This is a genomic window from Ancylothrix sp. D3o, from assembly GCF_025370775.1.
Classification (GTDB): Bacteria; Cyanobacteriota; Cyanobacteriia; order Cyanobacteriales; family Oscillatoriaceae; genus Ancylothrix.
The window spans coordinates 545,754-563,758 of sequence record NZ_JAMXEX010000001.1 but is presented as its reverse complement, the minus strand read 5'-3'; the positions used below and the strand labels follow the sequence as shown (position 1 = coordinate 563,758).

The 18,005-nt window shown below is 46.9% G+C and carries 14 protein-coding genes and 1 tRNA gene; 9 read left to right on the top strand and 6 right to left on the bottom strand.

Annotated features, from left to right (window positions below; all coding sequences use genetic code 11):
- Positions 1-310 precede the first annotated feature (310 nt).
- Positions 311-1,711, top strand: a complete 1,401-nt coding sequence (locus tag NG798_RS02425; protein WP_261220198.1) for a TldD/PmbA family protein — start codon at positions 311-313, stop codon at positions 1,709-1,711.
- Positions 1,712-1,962: 251 nt separating this feature from the next.
- On the opposite strand, the gene NG798_RS02420 is transcribed toward NG798_RS02425, so the two are convergent.
- Together NG798_RS02420 and NG798_RS02415 are read right to left on the bottom strand one after the other, a co-directional pair.
- Entirely contained in the window at positions 1,963-2,178 is a 216-nt protein-coding gene (locus tag NG798_RS02420) for a hypothetical protein (RefSeq protein ID WP_261220197.1), read from the bottom strand.
- 207 nt (positions 2,179-2,385) lie between these two features.
- Positions 2,386-2,465: transfer RNA gene (locus tag NG798_RS02415), tRNA-Leu, on the bottom strand.
- A gap of 171 nt (positions 2,466-2,636) precedes the next feature.
- On the opposite strand from NG798_RS02415, the gene accC reads away from it, so the two are divergent.
- Positions 2,637-3,983 carry an acetyl-CoA carboxylase biotin carboxylase subunit gene (gene accC, locus NG798_RS02410; protein ID WP_261220196.1) on the top strand — a complete coding sequence of 449 codons (1,347 nt, stop codon included), beginning with the start codon at positions 2,637-2,639 and terminating at the stop codon, positions 3,981-3,983.
- An 82-nt stretch (positions 3,984-4,065) separates the two neighbouring features.
- Here accC and NG798_RS02405 read toward each other — a convergent pair whose 3' ends face one another.
- Complete coding sequence (locus NG798_RS02405) at positions 4,066-4,350, bottom strand: YggT family protein (protein ID WP_261220535.1); 285 nt, start codon at positions 4,348-4,350, stop codon at positions 4,066-4,068.
- A 279-nt stretch (positions 4,351-4,629) separates the two neighbouring features.
- Here NG798_RS02405 and psbX point away from each other — a divergent pair, with 279 nt between their 5' ends.
- The 5 genes from psbX to NG798_RS02380 all read left to right on the top strand — a co-directional run bounded on the left by psbX (position 4,630) and on the right by NG798_RS02380 (position 8,868).
- Positions 4,630-4,749: a photosystem II reaction center X protein gene (gene psbX / locus NG798_RS02400; RefSeq protein WP_261220534.1), complete on the top strand. Its 120-nt coding sequence runs from the start codon at positions 4,630-4,632 to the stop codon at positions 4,747-4,749.
- A gap of 236 nt (positions 4,750-4,985) precedes the next feature.
- Positions 4,986-5,795 (top strand): Ycf66 family protein, encoded by an 810-nt coding sequence (locus NG798_RS02395; protein WP_261220195.1) that lies wholly within the window; start codon positions 4,986-4,988, stop codon positions 5,793-5,795.
- Complete coding sequence (locus NG798_RS02390; RefSeq protein WP_375338943.1) at positions 5,764-6,378, top strand: TolB family protein; 615 nt, start codon at positions 5,764-5,766, stop codon at positions 6,376-6,378. The genes NG798_RS02395 and NG798_RS02390 overlap by 32 nt, the downstream gene beginning before the upstream one ends.
- 218 nt (positions 6,379-6,596) lie before the next feature.
- The gene (locus NG798_RS02385) at positions 6,597-7,136 is read left to right on the top strand and encodes a Tol biopolymer transporter periplasmic protein (protein WP_261220193.1); all 540 of its coding nucleotides are present in this window, start codon (positions 6,597-6,599) and stop codon (positions 7,134-7,136) included.
- Between the two features lie 280 nt (positions 7,137-7,416).
- Complete coding sequence (locus NG798_RS02380) at positions 7,417-8,868, top strand: trypsin-like peptidase domain-containing protein (protein ID WP_261220192.1); 1,452 nt, start codon at positions 7,417-7,419, stop codon at positions 8,866-8,868.
- A 115-nt stretch (positions 8,869-8,983) separates the two neighbouring features.
- Here the strand turns inward: NG798_RS02380 and NG798_RS02375 are convergent, their stop codons facing one another.
- The 3 genes from NG798_RS02375 to NG798_RS02365 all read right to left on the bottom strand — a co-directional run bounded on the left by NG798_RS02375 (position 8,984) and on the right by NG798_RS02365 (position 11,262).
- On the bottom strand, positions 8,984-9,664 hold the full coding sequence (locus NG798_RS02375) for an urease accessory protein UreF (RefSeq protein WP_261220191.1): 681 nt from the start codon (positions 9,662-9,664) through the stop codon (positions 8,984-8,986).
- 311 nt (positions 9,665-9,975) lie between these two features.
- Positions 9,976-10,170 carry a chlorophyll a/b-binding protein gene (locus NG798_RS02370; RefSeq protein WP_261220190.1) on the bottom strand — a complete coding sequence of 65 codons (195 nt, stop codon included), beginning with the start codon at positions 10,168-10,170 and terminating at the stop codon, positions 9,976-9,978.
- Positions 10,171-10,182: 12 nt separating this feature from the next.
- The gene (locus tag NG798_RS02365) at positions 10,183-11,262 is read right to left on the bottom strand and encodes a succinate dehydrogenase/fumarate reductase iron-sulfur subunit (RefSeq protein WP_261220189.1); all 1,080 of its coding nucleotides are present in this window, start codon (positions 11,260-11,262) and stop codon (positions 10,183-10,185) included.
- Positions 11,263-12,214: 952 nt separating this feature from the next.
- Here NG798_RS02365 and NG798_RS02360 point away from each other — a divergent pair.
- Positions 12,215-13,009, top strand: a complete 795-nt coding sequence (locus tag NG798_RS02360; protein WP_261220188.1) for a DUF928 domain-containing protein — start codon at positions 12,215-12,217, stop codon at positions 13,007-13,009.
- Between the two features lie 6 nt (positions 13,010-13,015).
- Positions 13,016-17,962 carry a CHAT domain-containing protein gene (locus NG798_RS02355; RefSeq protein WP_261220187.1) on the top strand — a complete coding sequence of 1,649 codons (4,947 nt, stop codon included), beginning with the start codon at positions 13,016-13,018 and terminating at the stop codon, positions 17,960-17,962.
- Positions 17,963-18,005 lie beyond the last annotated feature (43 nt).

Here is an 18,005-nt window from a genome sequence, read left to right as displayed (position 1 = left end):
TCCCCAACCGGCCCACCAGGGCAACATTAGTTTTTGATTTCCTGCGCCCGAAAAAACAGGTTTTCAGCCCCTACCACCTCCTACCAGAGTGCTTAAAAAAAATGTGTACCATAGCTCACATTTTGGCAAAAATCCCGCCAAGCTAAATATAGGAGAGAGTTTCAGGCTGTTGTAACTTTATTTAAAACTCATCATTCAATCAAGCGTCAAGAACCACGCCCGGCTTTAGCAGGCGTGAGGATGTCAAAAAATAAAAGACAATTAAAGAATTGTCAAAATAAAAATAGTTCATTAAGCACTCCCCTAACCCATGCCTAGCTTGCTTGCTGATGTCAAAACCTTACTGTCAGACTTGGTAGACCGCTATAAATCGCGTGTAGATTACTTAGCAATTCGTCTCGAAGAATCCGATGGAACCGATATCCTATTGCGGGGAGAAAAAATTGAAACCCTCAGCCAAGGTATCTCTATCGGCGGACAAATTCGCGCTGCCTACAAAGGTGGGTGGGGGTTTGCCAGCTTTAACCATTTAGGAAATTTAGCCCAAAGAATCGAAGAAGCCATAACCCAAGCTCGTCTAGTCGGAGAAGAAGAAACCCTCCTCGCACCCATCAAAGCCGTGCAAGCGATCTGCCAAGTGCCCGTCACCGGCACCGATCCCAGAAACATACCCTTAGCCGACAAAAAAGCGCTCACAGAACACTACGCCGGCATATTGCGAAGTGTACACCCAAAAATTACCACTACCTCAGTCCGCTACGGCGACAGCGCCCAGCGCATCATCCTTGTCACATCCGAAGGCACGATTTTAGAGCAATCTTGGGTAGACATGGAAATGCGTTTTGCAGCCACAGCTAGAGACGGTAGCACCGTTCAAACCGGACGGGAAACCACCGGCTCACGCAAAGCCTACGAAGACCTCACAACCCTCGATTCCCAAGTCCGCAGCGCTGCCGAGCGAGCCGTTACTGCCCTCAGCTTACCGCCGGTCAAAGGCAACACCTACACTGTCGTCATTGACCCAATTTTAAGCGGTCTGTTTGTTCACGAAGCCTTTGGTCATCTTTCGGAAGCTGACATGGCTTATGAAAATCCAGACTTATTAGAAGTAATGACCTTGGGGCGGGCTTTTGGCCCCAAAGACTTGCAAATTTTTGATGGTGCTGCTCCTGAAGGCCATCGCGGCAGTTATTTTTATGACGACGAAGGTACACCGGCCACGACAACGCAATTGATTAAAGATGGTGTTCTTGTGGGCCGGTTACACTCACGAGAAACCGCCGGCAAATTAGGAGAAGAAGCAACAGGCAATGCTCGCTGTTTAAATTATCATTATCCTCCCCTTGTGCGGATGACAAACACCTGGATTCAGCCTGGAAACACGCCGGTAAAAGATTTATTTAGCGATATCAAAGAAGGTGTTTATGCTCGCAATTGGTTAGGCGGAATGACGAACGGTGAGATGTTTACGTTTAGTGCCGGTGAAGCCTGGATGATTCGCAATGGCGAACTACAAGAGCCGGTGCGCGATGTCACTCTTTCTGGCAATGTTTTTAGCACTCTCGCAGATATCGAAGCCATCGGCGATGATTTCTATTGGGATGAGTCTGGCGGATGTGGTAAAGGCGGCCAAAGTGGTTTGGCGGTGGGTTGTGCCGGCCCAAGTCTCCGCATTCGTAACGTCGTAGTTGGTGGTGAAGCAGCCGAATAACTAACACGGGATTAATAGGGGCCGGTTATTTAAACAACCTAAATAAATCGCCCTCCTCCTCAAACAAATAAAAAGGTTGGTTCTCAAGCCAGAGAACCAACCTAAATAAACCTCAATACAACAAAAAAATCTTATCTATCTATATTCCAGGGCAGCTAAGGATTCTGTTAAAAATCTTCCTTGCACCCCTAAAACCTAGATAACCATCTCAAAAAATTTAATAAAACCTAATAACATAAAATTAAAAACACCTAACGAACAGAAGAAATTTCATTAACCACATTTATGCGACCGCGACGCAAAGAACGCAACATCCGGTCAATCGCTGTCAAGTCTTCTTCAGGGATAGACTCATCAATCAAAGCAGCCAGGAGGCCATAACGGTCAGCGTGAGTGAGTTGTTGAGTTTCTGTAACGCTGGCAAAAATTTCAGAAACGGCACCGGGGAGAAGAATCATTTGAGGCATGAGGTTTGTTTGAACTCGACATCTATATAATCTCTGATTTACCAAGTTTAGAAAGTGACACCATTAGCCTGAAACCGTGATAATTTTCCGTCTTTAGGGTGATGACATCCCCGCCGATCTGTGATCTAAGGCACAATCCACCGGCACCCCAAAATCATTCAAAAATCAAAAAGAGACACTGCCAAAAGCAGCGCCTCTCTTTTTGAATGCGGATGGCGAGACTCGAACTCGCAAGGTTGCCCACACGCCCCTCAAACGTGCGCGTATACCAATTCCGCCACATCCGCAAGGAATTCCTATATTACACAAGCCTATAAATAAAAGCAAGTACCTGTGACGAAAAAATTTCAAAAAAAATCACACGCCTCCCCAAATCCAACCAAAGATACCCCACATGGTAGGATTAATGATTTGGCATCCCAACATCACCGAACCCAGAGAAAACCCCTAGCTCCCCGATGCAATTTTCCAAAATTCTCATCGCCAACCGAGGAGAAATTGCCCTCCGAATTCTCCGAACCTGTGAAGAAATGGGCATTTCCACCGTAGCTGTCCACTCCACCGTAGACCGTAACGCTTTGCACGTCCAACTCGCAGACGAAGCGGTTTGTATTGGCGAACCCCCCAGCAGCAAAAGTTATCTTAATATTCCCAATATCATCGCCGCCGCCCTGACCCGCAACGCTACAGCCATTCATCCAGGGTACGGATTTTTGGCAGAAAATGCCCGTTTTGCGGAAATTTGCGCCGATCATCAAATTACTTTTATTGGCCCGTCTCCCGATGCGATGCGCTCAATGGGCGATAAATCAACGGCTAAGGACACGATGAAACGGGTAGGTGTTCCTACAGTACCCGGTAGTGAAGGCTTGCTTACTGATGAAAAGGAAGCCCTAGAAATTGCTGGCAAAATTGGCTATCCCGTGATGATTAAAGCTACTGCCGGCGGTGGTGGACGGGGGATGCGCCTGGTAAAAGAAAGTTCTGAATTGCCTAAACTCTTTGCCGCAGCCCAAGGTGAGGCAGAAGCAGCTTTTGGTAATCCGGGCGTTTATATTGAAAAATTTATTGAACGTCCCCGCCATATTGAATTTCAAATTTTGGCAGATAGTTATGGAAATGTAATTCACTTGGGCGAGAGGGAGTGTTCAATTCAGCGGCGGCACCAAAAATTACTTGAAGAAGCCCCAAGTCCAATTTTAACTCCCCATTTGCGGGAAAAAATGGGAAAGGCTGCGGTGAAGGCTGCCAAAGCAATTAATTACACCGGCGCCGGTACGGTTGAGTTTTTGGTGGATCGTTACGGTAATTTCTATTTTATGGAAATGAACACCCGCATCCAAGTTGAACATCCTGTAACAGAAATGATTACAGGTTTAGATTTGATTGCTGAGCAAATTCGCATTGCGGCGGGAGAAAAACTGAAACTGTCTCAAAATCAAGTTAAATTGCAAGGGCATTCGATTGAATGCCGGATTAATGCTGAAGATCCCGACCACAATTTTCGCCCTTCTCCGGGTAGAATCACCGGCTTTTTACCCCCCGGTGGTACAGGGGTTCGCATGGATTCTCATGTTTATACTGATTATGAAATTCCGCCTTATTATGATTCGTTAATAGGCAAAATAATTGTATGGGCTCCTGATCGGGCCGGTGCGATTCGGCGCATGAAACGGGCTTTGCGGGAGTGTGCGATCACCGGCCTCCCTACAACTCTTTCTTTTCATCAAAAAATTCTGGAGAATCCTGCTTTTTTGGAAGGGGATGTTTATACCAATTTTGTTGAGCAAATGATGGGGAAATAAGTAATTGGGAATTTTTAGGGCCGGCGGGGGGCACGGCCCCTTTATTTGTCTAGCTTCGGATTTTTTAGGGCAATTGAGTTAGTTATCCCAACATGGTGAATAAGCCTTGTTGACCTACTAAAATTTCACGCAGTAAGCTAAAAATTCCTACCCAGATAATCGGAGAAATGTCTACACCGCCAAGGGGAGGAATAATTTTACGAGTTGGGAATAAAAACGGCTCAGTGGGCCAAGCGACCAGGTTAAAGGGAAATTTATTTAACTCGGCTTGGGGATACCAGGTGAGGACGATGCGAAAAATAAACAAAAAAGTCATTACACCCAAAAAGGGGCCAACCACCCAGGTAGCTATTGTTGCAGCACTCATCATGTCAGGGGAAAATTTTTTAAGATTTGTTACGGGCTTTCATGTTTGATTGTATCTTTTCTGAGGGCCGGTGCGGTGGTGGGGAAGAAGAAGACCGAACAGCCAAAACAAAGCAAAGCCAGCATTTAAAACGATTAACAGAATTAAACTGGAGAGGTTTCGGCAAAAACGGTCGAGCGGGAATAGCAAACAAGTTCCTGGTAAAGAGGCTTCTCAAAAAAGGCACCTGTGCTTAAAATTAAGACTAAACAAATTGTTGTAAAAACAAAACCAAAAGCCATGACACCATCCCTCGCTAACTTTTTGTGGAGCTTGTTATTGGGTACCGTAATTGTGCTCGTCCCAGCCACCATCGGTCTGATCTTCATCAGCCAAAAGGATAAAATCAAGCGCGTATAAGCAGCCTAGATGGCAATTGCCAACCTCAGTTTAAGGAAGGGGCATCAACATCAAAGCTGCCCCCTACCCACTAACTGAGGTTTAATTATTGTTGGTGTTAACCTTTATGCAAGTCCTACAGCGCGTGTCAGCCGGTGGCTGCAACCCCCAAGTTGCTGAAATTTAAACAGAACCAAATCTAGGTGCAGATTTTAGACTGAACTCGTTAATATAAAACTGACACGGGAGTTGAAACAATGGTAAACGTTTACTTTAACTGGAGCAGTTTGCTGGGCATTAGCCTAGCGGTGGCTGGGGCTGGACTCTATTTTTTGCGTTCTGTGCAGCCACGTTTGGCGAGAGATCACGATATCTTTTTTGCCGCTGTGGGTTTACTCTGCGGCGGGATTTTGTTTTTTCAAGGCTGGCGTCAAGACCCGATTTTACAATTCGGTCAGTTTTTGCTGGGCGGTTCAGCTATTTTTTTTGGCGTGGAAAGTGTCCGTCTCCGGGGCGTAGCAACCGAGCAAGCCAAGCGAAACACACGAATTGTTGATGATGAGAGGCCGGTCAGCAAAGTGTACAGTTATGTAGATGCTGAACTCGAACGCCTAGAACCAGAAGAAGATATGGGCGAAAGACCCCGCATCCGAGGTAGAGAGGAAGGTCGTTCTCGTCGGGCCGGCGAGGCTTATTATGAAGATGAAGAACCGCGTCGGCCAAAGTCGGCTAAACCCCGCAGCAGCGATGATCGCTATGGCACCGAGGAAACTTCCCGCAAGCGTAAACCCCGTTCCACAGAGCCTCGCCCCAACTCTAACCGTTATGATGAATGGGATGGCACTGTAGAGACAGAAGAACCTCCCACCTCAACGTCCCGACCGGCCAACCGCAAACCGGTAGACCCAAACCGGCCCAAACGCCGACGTCCCCCAGAAGATGAACGCCGCCGGCCACCGGCACCTTCAGAAACGTCTTCCTCTGATGAATATGTGGATTATCAGCCGATCAATCCCAGACAGCAGGATGAGGATGATTCTGATAACGAAAGCAATTTTGACTACTAGGTTTTGCCTTCAATTTTCCAAACTGCTCAACTTTTTGGCGCTGTGTTCTCAAGCGGTGAAAAAATTTCCCTTTTATCGGTCTCTTTCTCGCTGGCTGGCTTTAAGTTTAGCCAGCTTTGTTGTCGCTTGTACTCCCACCGGCCCCCAAGAACCCGCCGGCCTCAACAGCCGATACACCGACGAACAACCGGCCCTCAGTGGAGACGGTCGCTATTTGGCCTTTGTCTCTAACCGGGAAGGTAGCCGGAATATATTGCTTTATGACCTTAAAAGTCGGCAATATGTTAATTTACCTTTGTTAAATCGCCGCGATGCCATAGCCGACAGCCCCAGCATCAGTAACACAGCCCGCTATATTGTTTATATTGCCAGCGACCAAGGCCGGCCAGAGGTAGAACTTTATGATCGTGTAACCCGCAGCATCCAAGTTTTAACAAGGGGTTATAACGGTTGGGTTCGCAACCCCAGTATTAGTCCTGATGGCCGGTATATTGTTTTTGAAACCGGCCGGCGAGGACAGTGGGATATTGAAGTGATCGACCGAGGGCCAGAAATAGAACTTGATAGGCTTGATGGAGTGTAGATTTTTTATTAATTCTGATTTAGAGAAGGTGTTTTTATGAGGTTTGGTTTTTGAGTGGGAGGGCTTTTATTTTAACCGCAGATGGCTTATCTGTTGGTGTCTGAGGAATAGTTTTTTTTGGGTAGGAATTTTGGTATTAGAAGCTGAAATTATTTTGATTTGAGATTTAGAAGATTAGTTTTTTACACTTAAACATCAAAACTACTTAACTGCTTTAAATGCAATTCAAGATTATCAATCGATTTTTTTATCTTGGGGCAATTGTTCTCTCGGGCACCCTCAGCAGTTGCAGCGTGTACCCGCGTATTCTCAACTTCCCCTACGATCCAGGCGGACGCAGCTTAAATAGCCCTGCCGGTGATATCAACCCTCAAATCAGCGGTCGTTATATAGTGTTTGGTTCCGACCGCGAAGGCCGGCAGGATATATATCTTTATGATAATCAAGATCGGCGCTTAATAGACCTCCCTGGAATCAACGCCCTGGATACGATTGCTTCCCATCCCGCCGTCAGCCAAGACGGAAATTATATTGTGTTCTGTGGCAGTCGGGAAGGTAGAACAGATATTTATTTATACAATCGACCAACGCGGCAACTACGCAACCTCACCGAATCCCTAAAAGCCGAAGTCCGCAACCCAACAATTAGCGCCGATGGCAACACGATAAGCTTTGAGGCCGGTGCTCAGGGACAATGGAATATCATGGTCATAGACAGAACCGGTAACGGCTTAAACATCCCAGATGTGCTGCGGTAGGCTGGGGGGGAAAATAACTCTTGTCTAAAGCCGGAAAGACGTTCCGCGCCTTACGTCTCTACTACATCTGCGTCCATCTGTAGTGGGGCAGGCATCCTGCCTGCCTAACATCTGCGGTTAAAAAATCACCCCTTAGCTGAACTTCCAGCACACCAAAAAAAAGACCCAGAGTAAAAAATCCGATTTCGTATCCTATCCTCACCAATTGTTGCAAATTTCCCCAGAGCCGGTTTGAGAAAAATAAAATGAATAAATAAAAAGAAACTCTATAACAGCCAGTATGAAAGCAAAAATCCTGCATCGGGCAATAACAGGAATGATGGCAACCGCCCTCGCAACCACAACCCTCAGCCTCGAAACCTTTGGCCCAAACAATCTCTTTCCCCATAACCGTGCGGTTGCCCAAGACGTAGACGAACAAACCAATATCCGCGTCTACGAAAAAGCCAGCCCCGCCGTCGTTTCCATCAATGTCGGCAGCGCCACCGGCAGCGGTAGTATTATCTCCAGCGATGGTTTAGTGCTCACCAACGCCCACGTTATTTCACAAGGTGGCCGGCGGAACGTCACCGTCACGCTTTCTGATGGTAGACGTCTCCCTGCGGAAGTGCTTGCTTTTGGAGAGAGAGGACTTGACCTCGCCATTCTCAAAATTCAAGGCCAAAACAACTTACCCACCGTACCGCTGGCTCCCGTCGGCTCGGTAAAAGTCGGTCAACGCGCCTACGCCATTGGCAACCCCTTCGGACGCTTTCAAGGCACCTTCACGGTCGGGATCGTCAGCCGCATTGACACTTCGCGGGGTTTAATTCAAACTGACGCTGCCATTAACCCAGGGAACTCAGGCGGCCCCTTGCTGAACAGCCAAGGGCAATTAATTGGCGTCAACACTGCCATTTTCACCGGCGCCAGACAAGGCGGTAACATTGGCATTGGTTTTGCAATTAACGTAGACCGCGTACAACCATTTTTGACTGCCGTGCGAGAAGGACGTGCCCCTCGCAACGCTTCCACGCCGCGCACTCCCTCGTCAAACCAGCCTCCTAAACCGATCTCCTTAAACGGACAGACGATTGCTGGCAGACTGGGGCCGGGTTCCAATGTTTTGAGGGCAGATAATAGCTTTTTTGATATATATACTTTTCAAGGGCGAGCCGGTGAACGAGTTGTAATTGAAATGGCTAGCCAAGAAATTGACCCATTTTTAATTTTGCTGTCGCCTTCGGGGCGCGATCTTGCTCAAGATGACGACGGTGGAAGTGGTCAAAATGCCCGTATTGTGGCTGTTTTGCCTTCCACCGGCACCTACACGGTTATTGCCAACTCTGCCGAAAGAGGACAGGAAGGTGGTTATAGCTTGCGAGCGTCCAGTAACAGCGGCAACCGTGCTACCACACAACAAACGGTTTCTGGAAATTCTATCGCCCGTTTGGAGGGGATACTTGGCCCCGGCGCTTCGGTTTTGCCTTCGGATGGCAGTTTGTACCGCGAGTCTGCGTTTCAAGGTAGTGCCGGTCAGTCGGTGACAATTACTTTACGAAGCCCTGATTTTGATACTTATTTAGTAGTGATTGATCCTGAAGGCAAAATCATTGCCCAAAATAATGATATCAGCCCCAATGATAAAAACTCTTCTTTGCAAGTGAAGTTTCAGCGCACGGGCACTTATCGTGTCATTATCAACGCTCACGATAGAGGAGGACGGGGCCGGTATTTGTTAACTATTGAGTAGTGATTAAACCTCTGACTAACTCTCTGATTAACCTTCCCCGACAAGGCGGGAAAACTAAAAAAAACCTCTGACTAACCCTCCCTTTTTAGGGGAGGGGAGTTCAAGGGGAAAAACTTTAACTCCGAAATAACCGCGTATATAAAACCTCGTGATTCATACTTGCTAAAGACAACCCCCAACTACAAACACTTAAATCATCATCTTCTAAATATAAAATTTCTTCGGTTGCGCTAATTAAGTTTGATTGGAGGCTCAATAATAACTGCTGTCCGGCAGTTTGTCCCAAAGGTATTAACTTTACCCCAGCCCCAATTAAATTACTTGCCCAACTGTGCAGAAAACCCAACAAAGCCGCTTTTTCTTCTATTTGCCAATTTTGCGCGGCTACCCCAAAGGCTACTGCAAAATTACACCCAGTTTCCCAAGCTTTTAATTTTTCTTCTAACGCCGGCTGCATGGAAACTAAAAGCCGGTTTAAAGACATTCCCATTTGCAAACTTTGCAAGCGCAACTCTTCTGTTTCTCTCGTCGCCGTTGCCCAACTATTCCAATATTTCACGGCTTCTAAATCATCTCTTTGCATAGCGCGGTACACTCGAACCATCACCGCCGCTTCTAAACGAATTGATCCGAATTTCAAAGCATCTTCTATCCAATTTTGCAAGGTTTTTTTGTTATTAATTTTTTCGGCAACAATCAAAGTTTCCAAACCTTCAGAATAACTATAAGCCCCCACCGGCAAGGCAGGAGAAGCTAACTGTAATAAACTCAAAAGTGCTAGATTTTCTTGTGTCATACTAGATAGGATTTTAAGAGTTTTTTTAACCGCAGATGGACGCAGATAAACGCAGATGTAGAGACGTTCCTGCAACTAAATACACGCCCCAATTAAATAGCGAAGCTAAAAAACGATTATTATTGACAATCAAACACGCATTTCTGGTTCTTTAAAATACCGTCCTTGCAAATCTCAATAGCTATTAAAAATTATTAAAGGGTTAATGCTTTCTTTTTCCCACTAGCAAACCAGCCGCTTAACTTGTTTATTTTCAGCCAATTATCTAGGGTATGTAGTAGCGCTAAAGCGCTTTAGCGCTACATACTAAGTTAACGTAAACCCAACCAGCTAAAGAAATCTTGGCCGGTGAAAAACTCCAAAATCAAAAGCGCCACAAAACCAATCATCGCAAAGCGTCCATTGATTTGTTCAGCATAAGCCGTCCAACCAAAAGCTGGTTCAGGTTGGTTATAAGCCGGTTCTACTGGGGGAGTGGCGGGGGTAGGAGGTGTTTCAGAACTCATAACTGTTTATCCCTAATCAATTGATTTTTTGTCTAAGTTTTGTACCGATTCTATCAGCTTCCGCACCACCGGCGCGCCTTCGGACGGTTCAAACGAAAAAGGAATTTTCCCCCGCATCAGCATACGGATTCCCAACGGCCCCAATTTTATCAATTCTTGAGACGCTTTAAAAGAATAGCTAAACAATTTAATGGCAAACTTTCTTTCATTCAGCCAACCGCCCTCTTTTACCAAATCTAACAACAATTTACGGTGGCGCACGGGCTGACTAGAAACCGCATCTTTTCGGTCTAAAATTTCGTGTTTAATTTTGCTGATTTGGTCAAGAGGCGCTACTTCCATCGGACAAACCACATTGCAATAAAAACACCGAGTACAACCCCAAACTCCGCTTGTTCCTTCATTATATTTTTCTACCCGTTCTTCAGTTTTGCTATCGCGGGAATCAGCAATCATGCGATAAGCTTTCGCCAAAGCATGAGGCCCAACAAAATCTGGATTAACTTCCCGACCATTGCATTCGGAATAACAGGCACCACACAAAATACAATTGCCGGTTTGATTTAGTTTTGCACGTTCTTCGGGGGTTTGTAAAAATTCGCGTTCGGGGATATGACGAGCATTGCTGCTGACATAAGGCTCCACCGCTTCCAGATGGTTCCAAAAACTGCTCATATCCACCACCAAATCTTTAACCACCGGCATATTTCCCATCGGTGCAATTGTAATTTCTGGCAGTTTAGAAGCGGGGGGTGGGGGAGCATCTTGTCCGCCTTTATTTTCGACTATATTTAAACGTGCCCCTTCACTAATTTGGCCCAAAGAAATCTCAGAAATATGTTGTAATCTTGCTAATTCACTGCCAACATTTTCTTTACAGGCCAGAGCAGACCGGCCATTAATTCGCATTGAACAGCTACCACAAATAGTATTGCGACAATTTTTGCGAAAAGCAAGAGAGCCGTCTTGTTCCCACTTGATACGGTTAAGACAATCAAGAATAGTATTCCCCGGTTCAACTTCTAAAACGTAAGACTGAACGCGAGGCCCGGAGGTTTGGCTTTGGCGGACAACATTAAAACGAACTTGCATGGCTGCTACCAATAGCGTGAGCAACGGCGGATAAAATCGCCTTGGCTGGAAGTGTTTTAACTATTGTACGCTGTATTTTGAGTTTAGGTCATAAACCAACTGGCAGTAAGCAACCGCTCAGAGCATCACATACACCGGCCCAAAGGTTTTTTTAATTTTCTTTAAGGCCAAATTTTAGAGATTGATAGCGCCCAGAACTTACAGAAGAGAGACTTCCTTAAGTTTTTATTAAAAATTACCCGTTATTTTTACCCAAAAATAAGTATCTTTTTTGACATTAACCAGTCAAACCCCCCCCAACCGATGGCCACCAAAATTTAAATCGGACGATTCAAAATTTTCTATTTGTGCCTGGGGCTGTTGGTATTAACGAAAAATGCCGGTTCAGACGATTGCCAGCGCTAACGTTGTTAGATTTTAAGCTATCGTAAATTTCCTAAAAAAAATTGGTTTTGGATAATTAACAATTAGTCAGAATTTACCCTTGCCGTGTTTTGCTTCAAACTGAAGATGTGTTAAAAATGAGGCGAGGGCTGCTTTGAACCACCCACAACAGAGAAATCTGCTATCTGAGTCTTGGAGCCTTCTTGCTCCCTAGAAACCTTCAGTGTCAAACCTACCTAAGTGAGCCGCCCCTGCTATCGCTAAATTCCAGGGTTTCTACGGATAGCAAATCATTCTCCCCCTGTTTTATAATTCTTAATATGGACAAGTTTAATAACAATATGTTAAACTTTAGAGAGGGGTTTATGCCAACGCCAGTAGGACAAAAAAAGAGCAACTGAAAACATATTTTGTAATGCTGGTTAGGATAAAAAAAAATAAAAGCGTCCTTAAGAAGGATGAGTTCGTTACTGATAAGTGATAAAACCGTGTTTAGAGGTACAAATTTTTCTCAAAGGAAACCCCGACCGAGAAAATTTCGTTAAGAGAAGGAAACAGGAGACTAATTATGAACACAAAACAATCTTGCCAACGACTAGCCATGAGTGTAGCGGCGGTGGTGTTAGGAATCGCGGTTTATCCGGGGTTAACCAGACCGGCAAATGCTACAACACAAACAGCCAGCCTTAACCTGAATTCAATAAACCAACAATTAATCAGCCAAACCTTTCAACCGCCTGATCGCGGGGCCCCACCGAGAACAGCGGACGGAGGATCGAGAGGTTGTGGGTTAGTCAAACCAGGTCAAAAAGGATTAACCGCACTGACACCAGGAAATTCCTTACCCCTGACTGTCTCAGAGAAACCGACATTTTTTTGGTATGTGCCAGCTTCAACGGCTGTCAGACTAGAATTCACCTTAATGGATGAAACAGACTCCCAGGTAATTTACACAACAAAAATCCCGCTTCCTTCAAAAGCCGGCATTGTGGGTTTCACTCTGCCCAAAACCAACGCACCCGCACTAAAGATTGGAAAAATGTATCATTGGTATTTAGCAATGGTTTGCGATAGCAATGACCGAACAGGCGATACCGTTGTGGATGGGTGGATCGAAAGAACTGTTCAAAGCGCAAGCTTAACAGAACAACTAAACCAAGCAAATTCTTTAAGCGAACAAGCAGCAGTTTATGCAGATGCGGGTATTTGGCACGAAGCCGTTTCGACACTTGCCAAATTGCGCCAAAATCAGCCAGAAAATCAAGAATTGTTAAATAGCTGGGAAAGACTGCTCAGATCGGTTGAACTCGAACGATTTGCACAAGAACCCGTTGTGGATACTATCGAAATAAGTCAGGAGTAGTAAAAAATGTCGAAGAGGGGAACGAGTAAAACCGGCTTACTGATTCAGATCAGCTTGGTAATGCCTGCCATTATGACCTGGATGGCCACCGGCCCAGCAAGCTCTCAAACCCTGATTCCCTCTTCGGATGGCACCGGCACCCTGGTGACGCCAAACGGCAGCAACCTAGACATTACCGGCGGAAAACTATCAACAGACAGAGGCAACCTTTTCCATAGTTTTCAAGAATTTAACCTCACAGCCGGTCAAACAGCTAACTTCATTTCCTCCCCCGAACTTCGCAATATCCTAACCCGAATTTCAGGAGGGAATGCCTCCCACATAGACGGAAGACTGCAAATTTCTGGGGGGAACCCCAACCTATATTTAATGAACCCAGCCGGCATGATATTTGGCCCCAACGCCTCCTTAAACGTGCCGGCTTCATTTTTTGCCACCACCGCCAGCAGCATCGGATTTAACAACGGTACCTTCAACGCCACCGGCCCCAACAACTACACCAGCTTGGCCGGCAACCCAAACACCTTTAACTTCCCCCACCCCGAAAGCGGAAACCTGATCAACAGCGCTAACCTCGCCGTATCCGCAGGCCAAAATATCAGCCTCATCGCCGGCACAGTCATCAACACCGGCACCCTCACAGCACCAGCCGGTAGCATCACCATCGCCGCCGTACCCGGACAAAACCTCGTCCGTCTTTCTCAACCAGGGATGGTACTCAGCCTAGACATCCAAACCACCCCAGAAACTCAACCCAACAACATTACACCCCTGAGCATACCCCAACTGCTCACCGGCATCGGCAATAACAACGCCACCGGACTCACCCTCAACCCCGATGGCAGCGTCAGCCTTACCGCCTCCCAAACACCCATCCCCACAACAAACGGCACCGCCATCATTAGCGGAAACCTCAACATTTCCCATCCAAACATTTCTTCCCCAACTTCAACCGTAGGCATTTTTGGCGAAAAAATTGCCTTAATGAAAGCAAATATCAACGCCAACAGCCCCAACGGTAGCAACATTTTAATCGGCGGAGACTTTCAAGGAAAAGGAAACGTACCCAACGCCCTCCGCACCTTTATTAGCCAAGACACCACCCTCAACGCCAACGCCATAGAAGGCACCAATAACGGACGAATAATTATCTGGGCCAACGAAATCACCGGCTTTTATGGCAATATCAACGCACTGGGCGGAACTTCCGGCAATGGCGGTTTTGTCGAAGTTTCTGGCAAAGAAACATTAATATTTAAAGGAAAAGCAGATGTATCAGCCCCCAATGGTGCGGCAGGAACCCTATTACTAGATCCAAGAAATATTAGAATTGCAAGAAACGCCGGCACCGACTCCGAACCGGATACAGCTTTACCAGATATATTATTAACAGATTTCCCCGATACAGATATTACAATTAGCGCCGCAACCTTAGAAAATCAAAGCGGAAACATCGTACTAGAAGCGACAGAAAATATCACCCTAGATCAAAACATATCCCTAACCTTTGTACCCGGAGGCTCAATTACCTTTAGAGCCAATCTTAGCGGCAGTGGCACCGGTGCTTTTTCGATGAGCAACGGGCAGTCAATTGTCGCACCAGGCAGAAATATTGAAATCTCAGCCGCAAGCGTGAACCTGGGAAGCGTAGACACTTCAAGCGCCGACGATGGCGGCTCCATTAGAATTACAACCGCCAATGGCATCCTCAATACCGGCAACTTAACAACCAACAGCACCAACACCGGCAGAGGCGGAGATATTATTTTAAGTGCAGGCGGCACCAACGCCAATATAAACATCAACCCCGGCACATTAGATGCCAGTTCTGTATTAGGAAACGGCGGCAATATTTCCCTGACAACCGCTGACGGAGATATTAACGTTAATGACTTAATTACTCAGTCTAGTCTCGGAACAACCTCCGGCAACATCACCATAAATGCCGGTGGAAACGGTGTGGTAAATATCAACAATAACACCCTTACTGCCGGCTCAATCACCGGCACAGGCGGCGCAATTTCTATTACTACAGCCAATGGCGATATTAACCTGAGAAACTTAATTACAGCGGTCGAAGGCAGTGGGGATGCCGGCCCTATTACCGTGAGTGCCGGTGGCGTTGGCAATATTAATAACATCCCTGGTACTATCAACGCGAGTTCAGCAACCGGCAACGGTGGTAATGTTACTTTTACCACTAACAGCGGCGGTATCAACACCAACACCATCACTACCACTTCAGGGGGTGCCGGCAACGGCGGCGATATTACTTTGATCGTTAATGGCAGCCAAGGCGCACTTAACACCAGCGGTACCCTAGATGTCAGTTCATTTGCCGGGACTGCCGGCACGATTACCCTGCGAAGTGGCGGACGGGATATTAATACTCAAGATATCAACGCTTTGGGTGTCGATGGGGGGACGATTGATATTAATGCCGGCACCGGCAGCGTCAATCTTAACGGCACAACGATAGCGGAGGATATGACGTTAACGGGAGATAATATTGGTTTAAATGCCGGGGCTGGTTCGATTATAGGCACCGGCAATATAACGATCAGACCGGCCACACCAGGACGAAATATTGATATTGGTACCAATACCGAGAGCACGACAAGTTTAGATTTAAATACGGCAGAATTACCTGCAATTACAGGTTTTACGCGGCTGAATATTGGACGCGATGACGGTACAGGCACAATATATCTGGGCGATTTTGCGGCTTTTGGGGTGCCGGTGAATATTAACGGGGCGACAACTTTGGTGGGGCCAAACCGCAATACCACTTGGGATATTATCGGCAATAACAGTGGCAGTATTAGCGGTTATCCTTTGGGTTTAACTTGGACTAATATTCCCAACTTAACGGGAGGGACGGCTAATGATAGTTTTGTTTATTACAACGGGGCGACGATTAGTGGTCAGTTAGCGGATCTGGGGAATAATTTTACGACTTCGACGGCAACTGACCCGACGGTAGAACCTCCAGAGCCCTCGCCGGTGCCGCCTGAAACGCCAAATCCCTCGCCGGTGCCACCTGAAACGCCAAATCCTTCGCCGGTGCCGCCTGAAACGCCAAATCCTTCGCCGGTGCCGCCTGAAACGCCAGATCCTTCGCCGGTGCCACCTGAAACGCCAAATCCTTCGCCGGTGCCACCTGAAACGCCAAATCCTTCGCCGGTGCCGCCTGAAACGCCAAATCCTTCGCCTGGGACTGGGGGAACGCCAAATCCGTCTCCTGGGACTGGGGGAACGCCAAATCCTTCGCCGGTGACTGGGGGAACGCCAAATCCTTCGCCGGTGACTGGGGAAACGCCGACTTTTGCTGAGGCTCCCCCGCAGCAAGGGGTTACTGCCCCCAGTTTGCCTGTCACCAATGCAGCACCCCAGCCACCAGCGACTGCTTTACCAGTACCCTCCCCTCAAGGTAATAATGCGGTTGTAGGGGGGGGAAGTGTGGGGAGACCTCTTGAGGGTGGGGGAGTTTCGCAGGGCAATAGTGTTGAGGGTGGCGGTAGGGAAAATGTGCCGATGCCTCAAGAGGCTGTAAATGCTGCGAATTCGTTTTTGGTTCAAGAAAAGGGCCAAAATTCGGCTCAGTCTAGCCCGAACGGGGACGCTAGACTATCGAGGAGTGAACGTGAAAACGAAATTTCGGGGCCGACTGCGTTTAATCAGCAGTTTTTGCCAATACGATTGGTGACTCGCAATGAAATTGAAGATTTGCTGAGACAAGGCAATGTGATGGAGGCGGTGCGGTTAACCGAGCAGTTTTATAGTGAGGAGTTTGAGGACTATTTGGGGCAGAAATTGGCTGTTTCTAATTTGTCTTTTGCGGGAATTCAAGAAACTTTGAGAAGTCGTAGCCAGCAGACGGGTATTCAGTCGGCAATTGTGTATATTTTTGCGCGGGATAGTCAGCTTGATTTGTTGTTGGTGCCGATGGCGGGTGAGCCGATTTATAAGACTATTCCGCAGGCAAATAGAGCGACGTTGATGGCAAAGGTTCAAGAGTTCCAGCAAGAAATAGGCAATCCGGTGAAGCGTCGCACGAATAGTTATGCAGCGGCTTCGCAGCAACTTTATGAGTGGATGATTGCCCCGTTGCTGCCGGATTTAGAAAGGTTAGGTGTGCAAAGTTTGATGTTTAGTATGGATGGGGGGCTGCGGTCTTTGCCGATAGCGGCGTTGTATGATGGGAAGCAGTTTTTGGTAGAGAAATATAGTTTGAGTTTGGTTCCAAGTTTGAATTTGACGGATGTTCGGTATGCAAATATAAAGAATGTGCCTTTGTTGGCGATGGGGATGTCGGAGTTTTCGGATCAGCCGGCTTTGCCTGGGGTGCCGGTGGAGTTGCAAACTATTACTCAGCAGTTGTGGAAGGGTGAGGCGTTTTTAAATCAGTCGTTTACTTTGCAAACTTTGCAGGAGGAACGGCAAAACCGGCCTTTTGGGATTATTCATATTGCGACTCATGGTGAGTTTCAGCCCGGACAGTTGGAAAATTCTTATATTCAAATGTGGGATAAGAGGTTAACTCTCAATTTAATGGGACAGTTGAAGTGGAATGATCCGCCGGTGGAGTTGTTGGTTTTGTCTGCTTGCCGGACGGCCATAGGTGACAGGCAGGCGGAGTTTGGTTTTGCGGGATTGGCGGTGCAGGCGGGGGTAAAGACGGCGGTGGCTTCTTTATGGTATGCCAATGATGCGGGGACGCTGGGGTTGATGGCGGAGTTTTATAAGAATTTGCAGTTGGCTCCTGTGAAGGCGGAAGCGTTACGGCAAGCGCAAATTGCTATGCTGCGGGGGGATGTGGTTTTGGATGATGGTTTTTTGGTGGGGACGTTTGGCAAGGTGCCTTTGCCAACGGAGTTGGAGGCGTTAGGAAATCGTGATTTGAAGCATCCTTATTATTGGGCCGGTTTTACGATGATTGGTAGTCCTTGGTAAGGGGGATTTATCATTGGTCATTGGTCAAAAGAGTGATAACAAA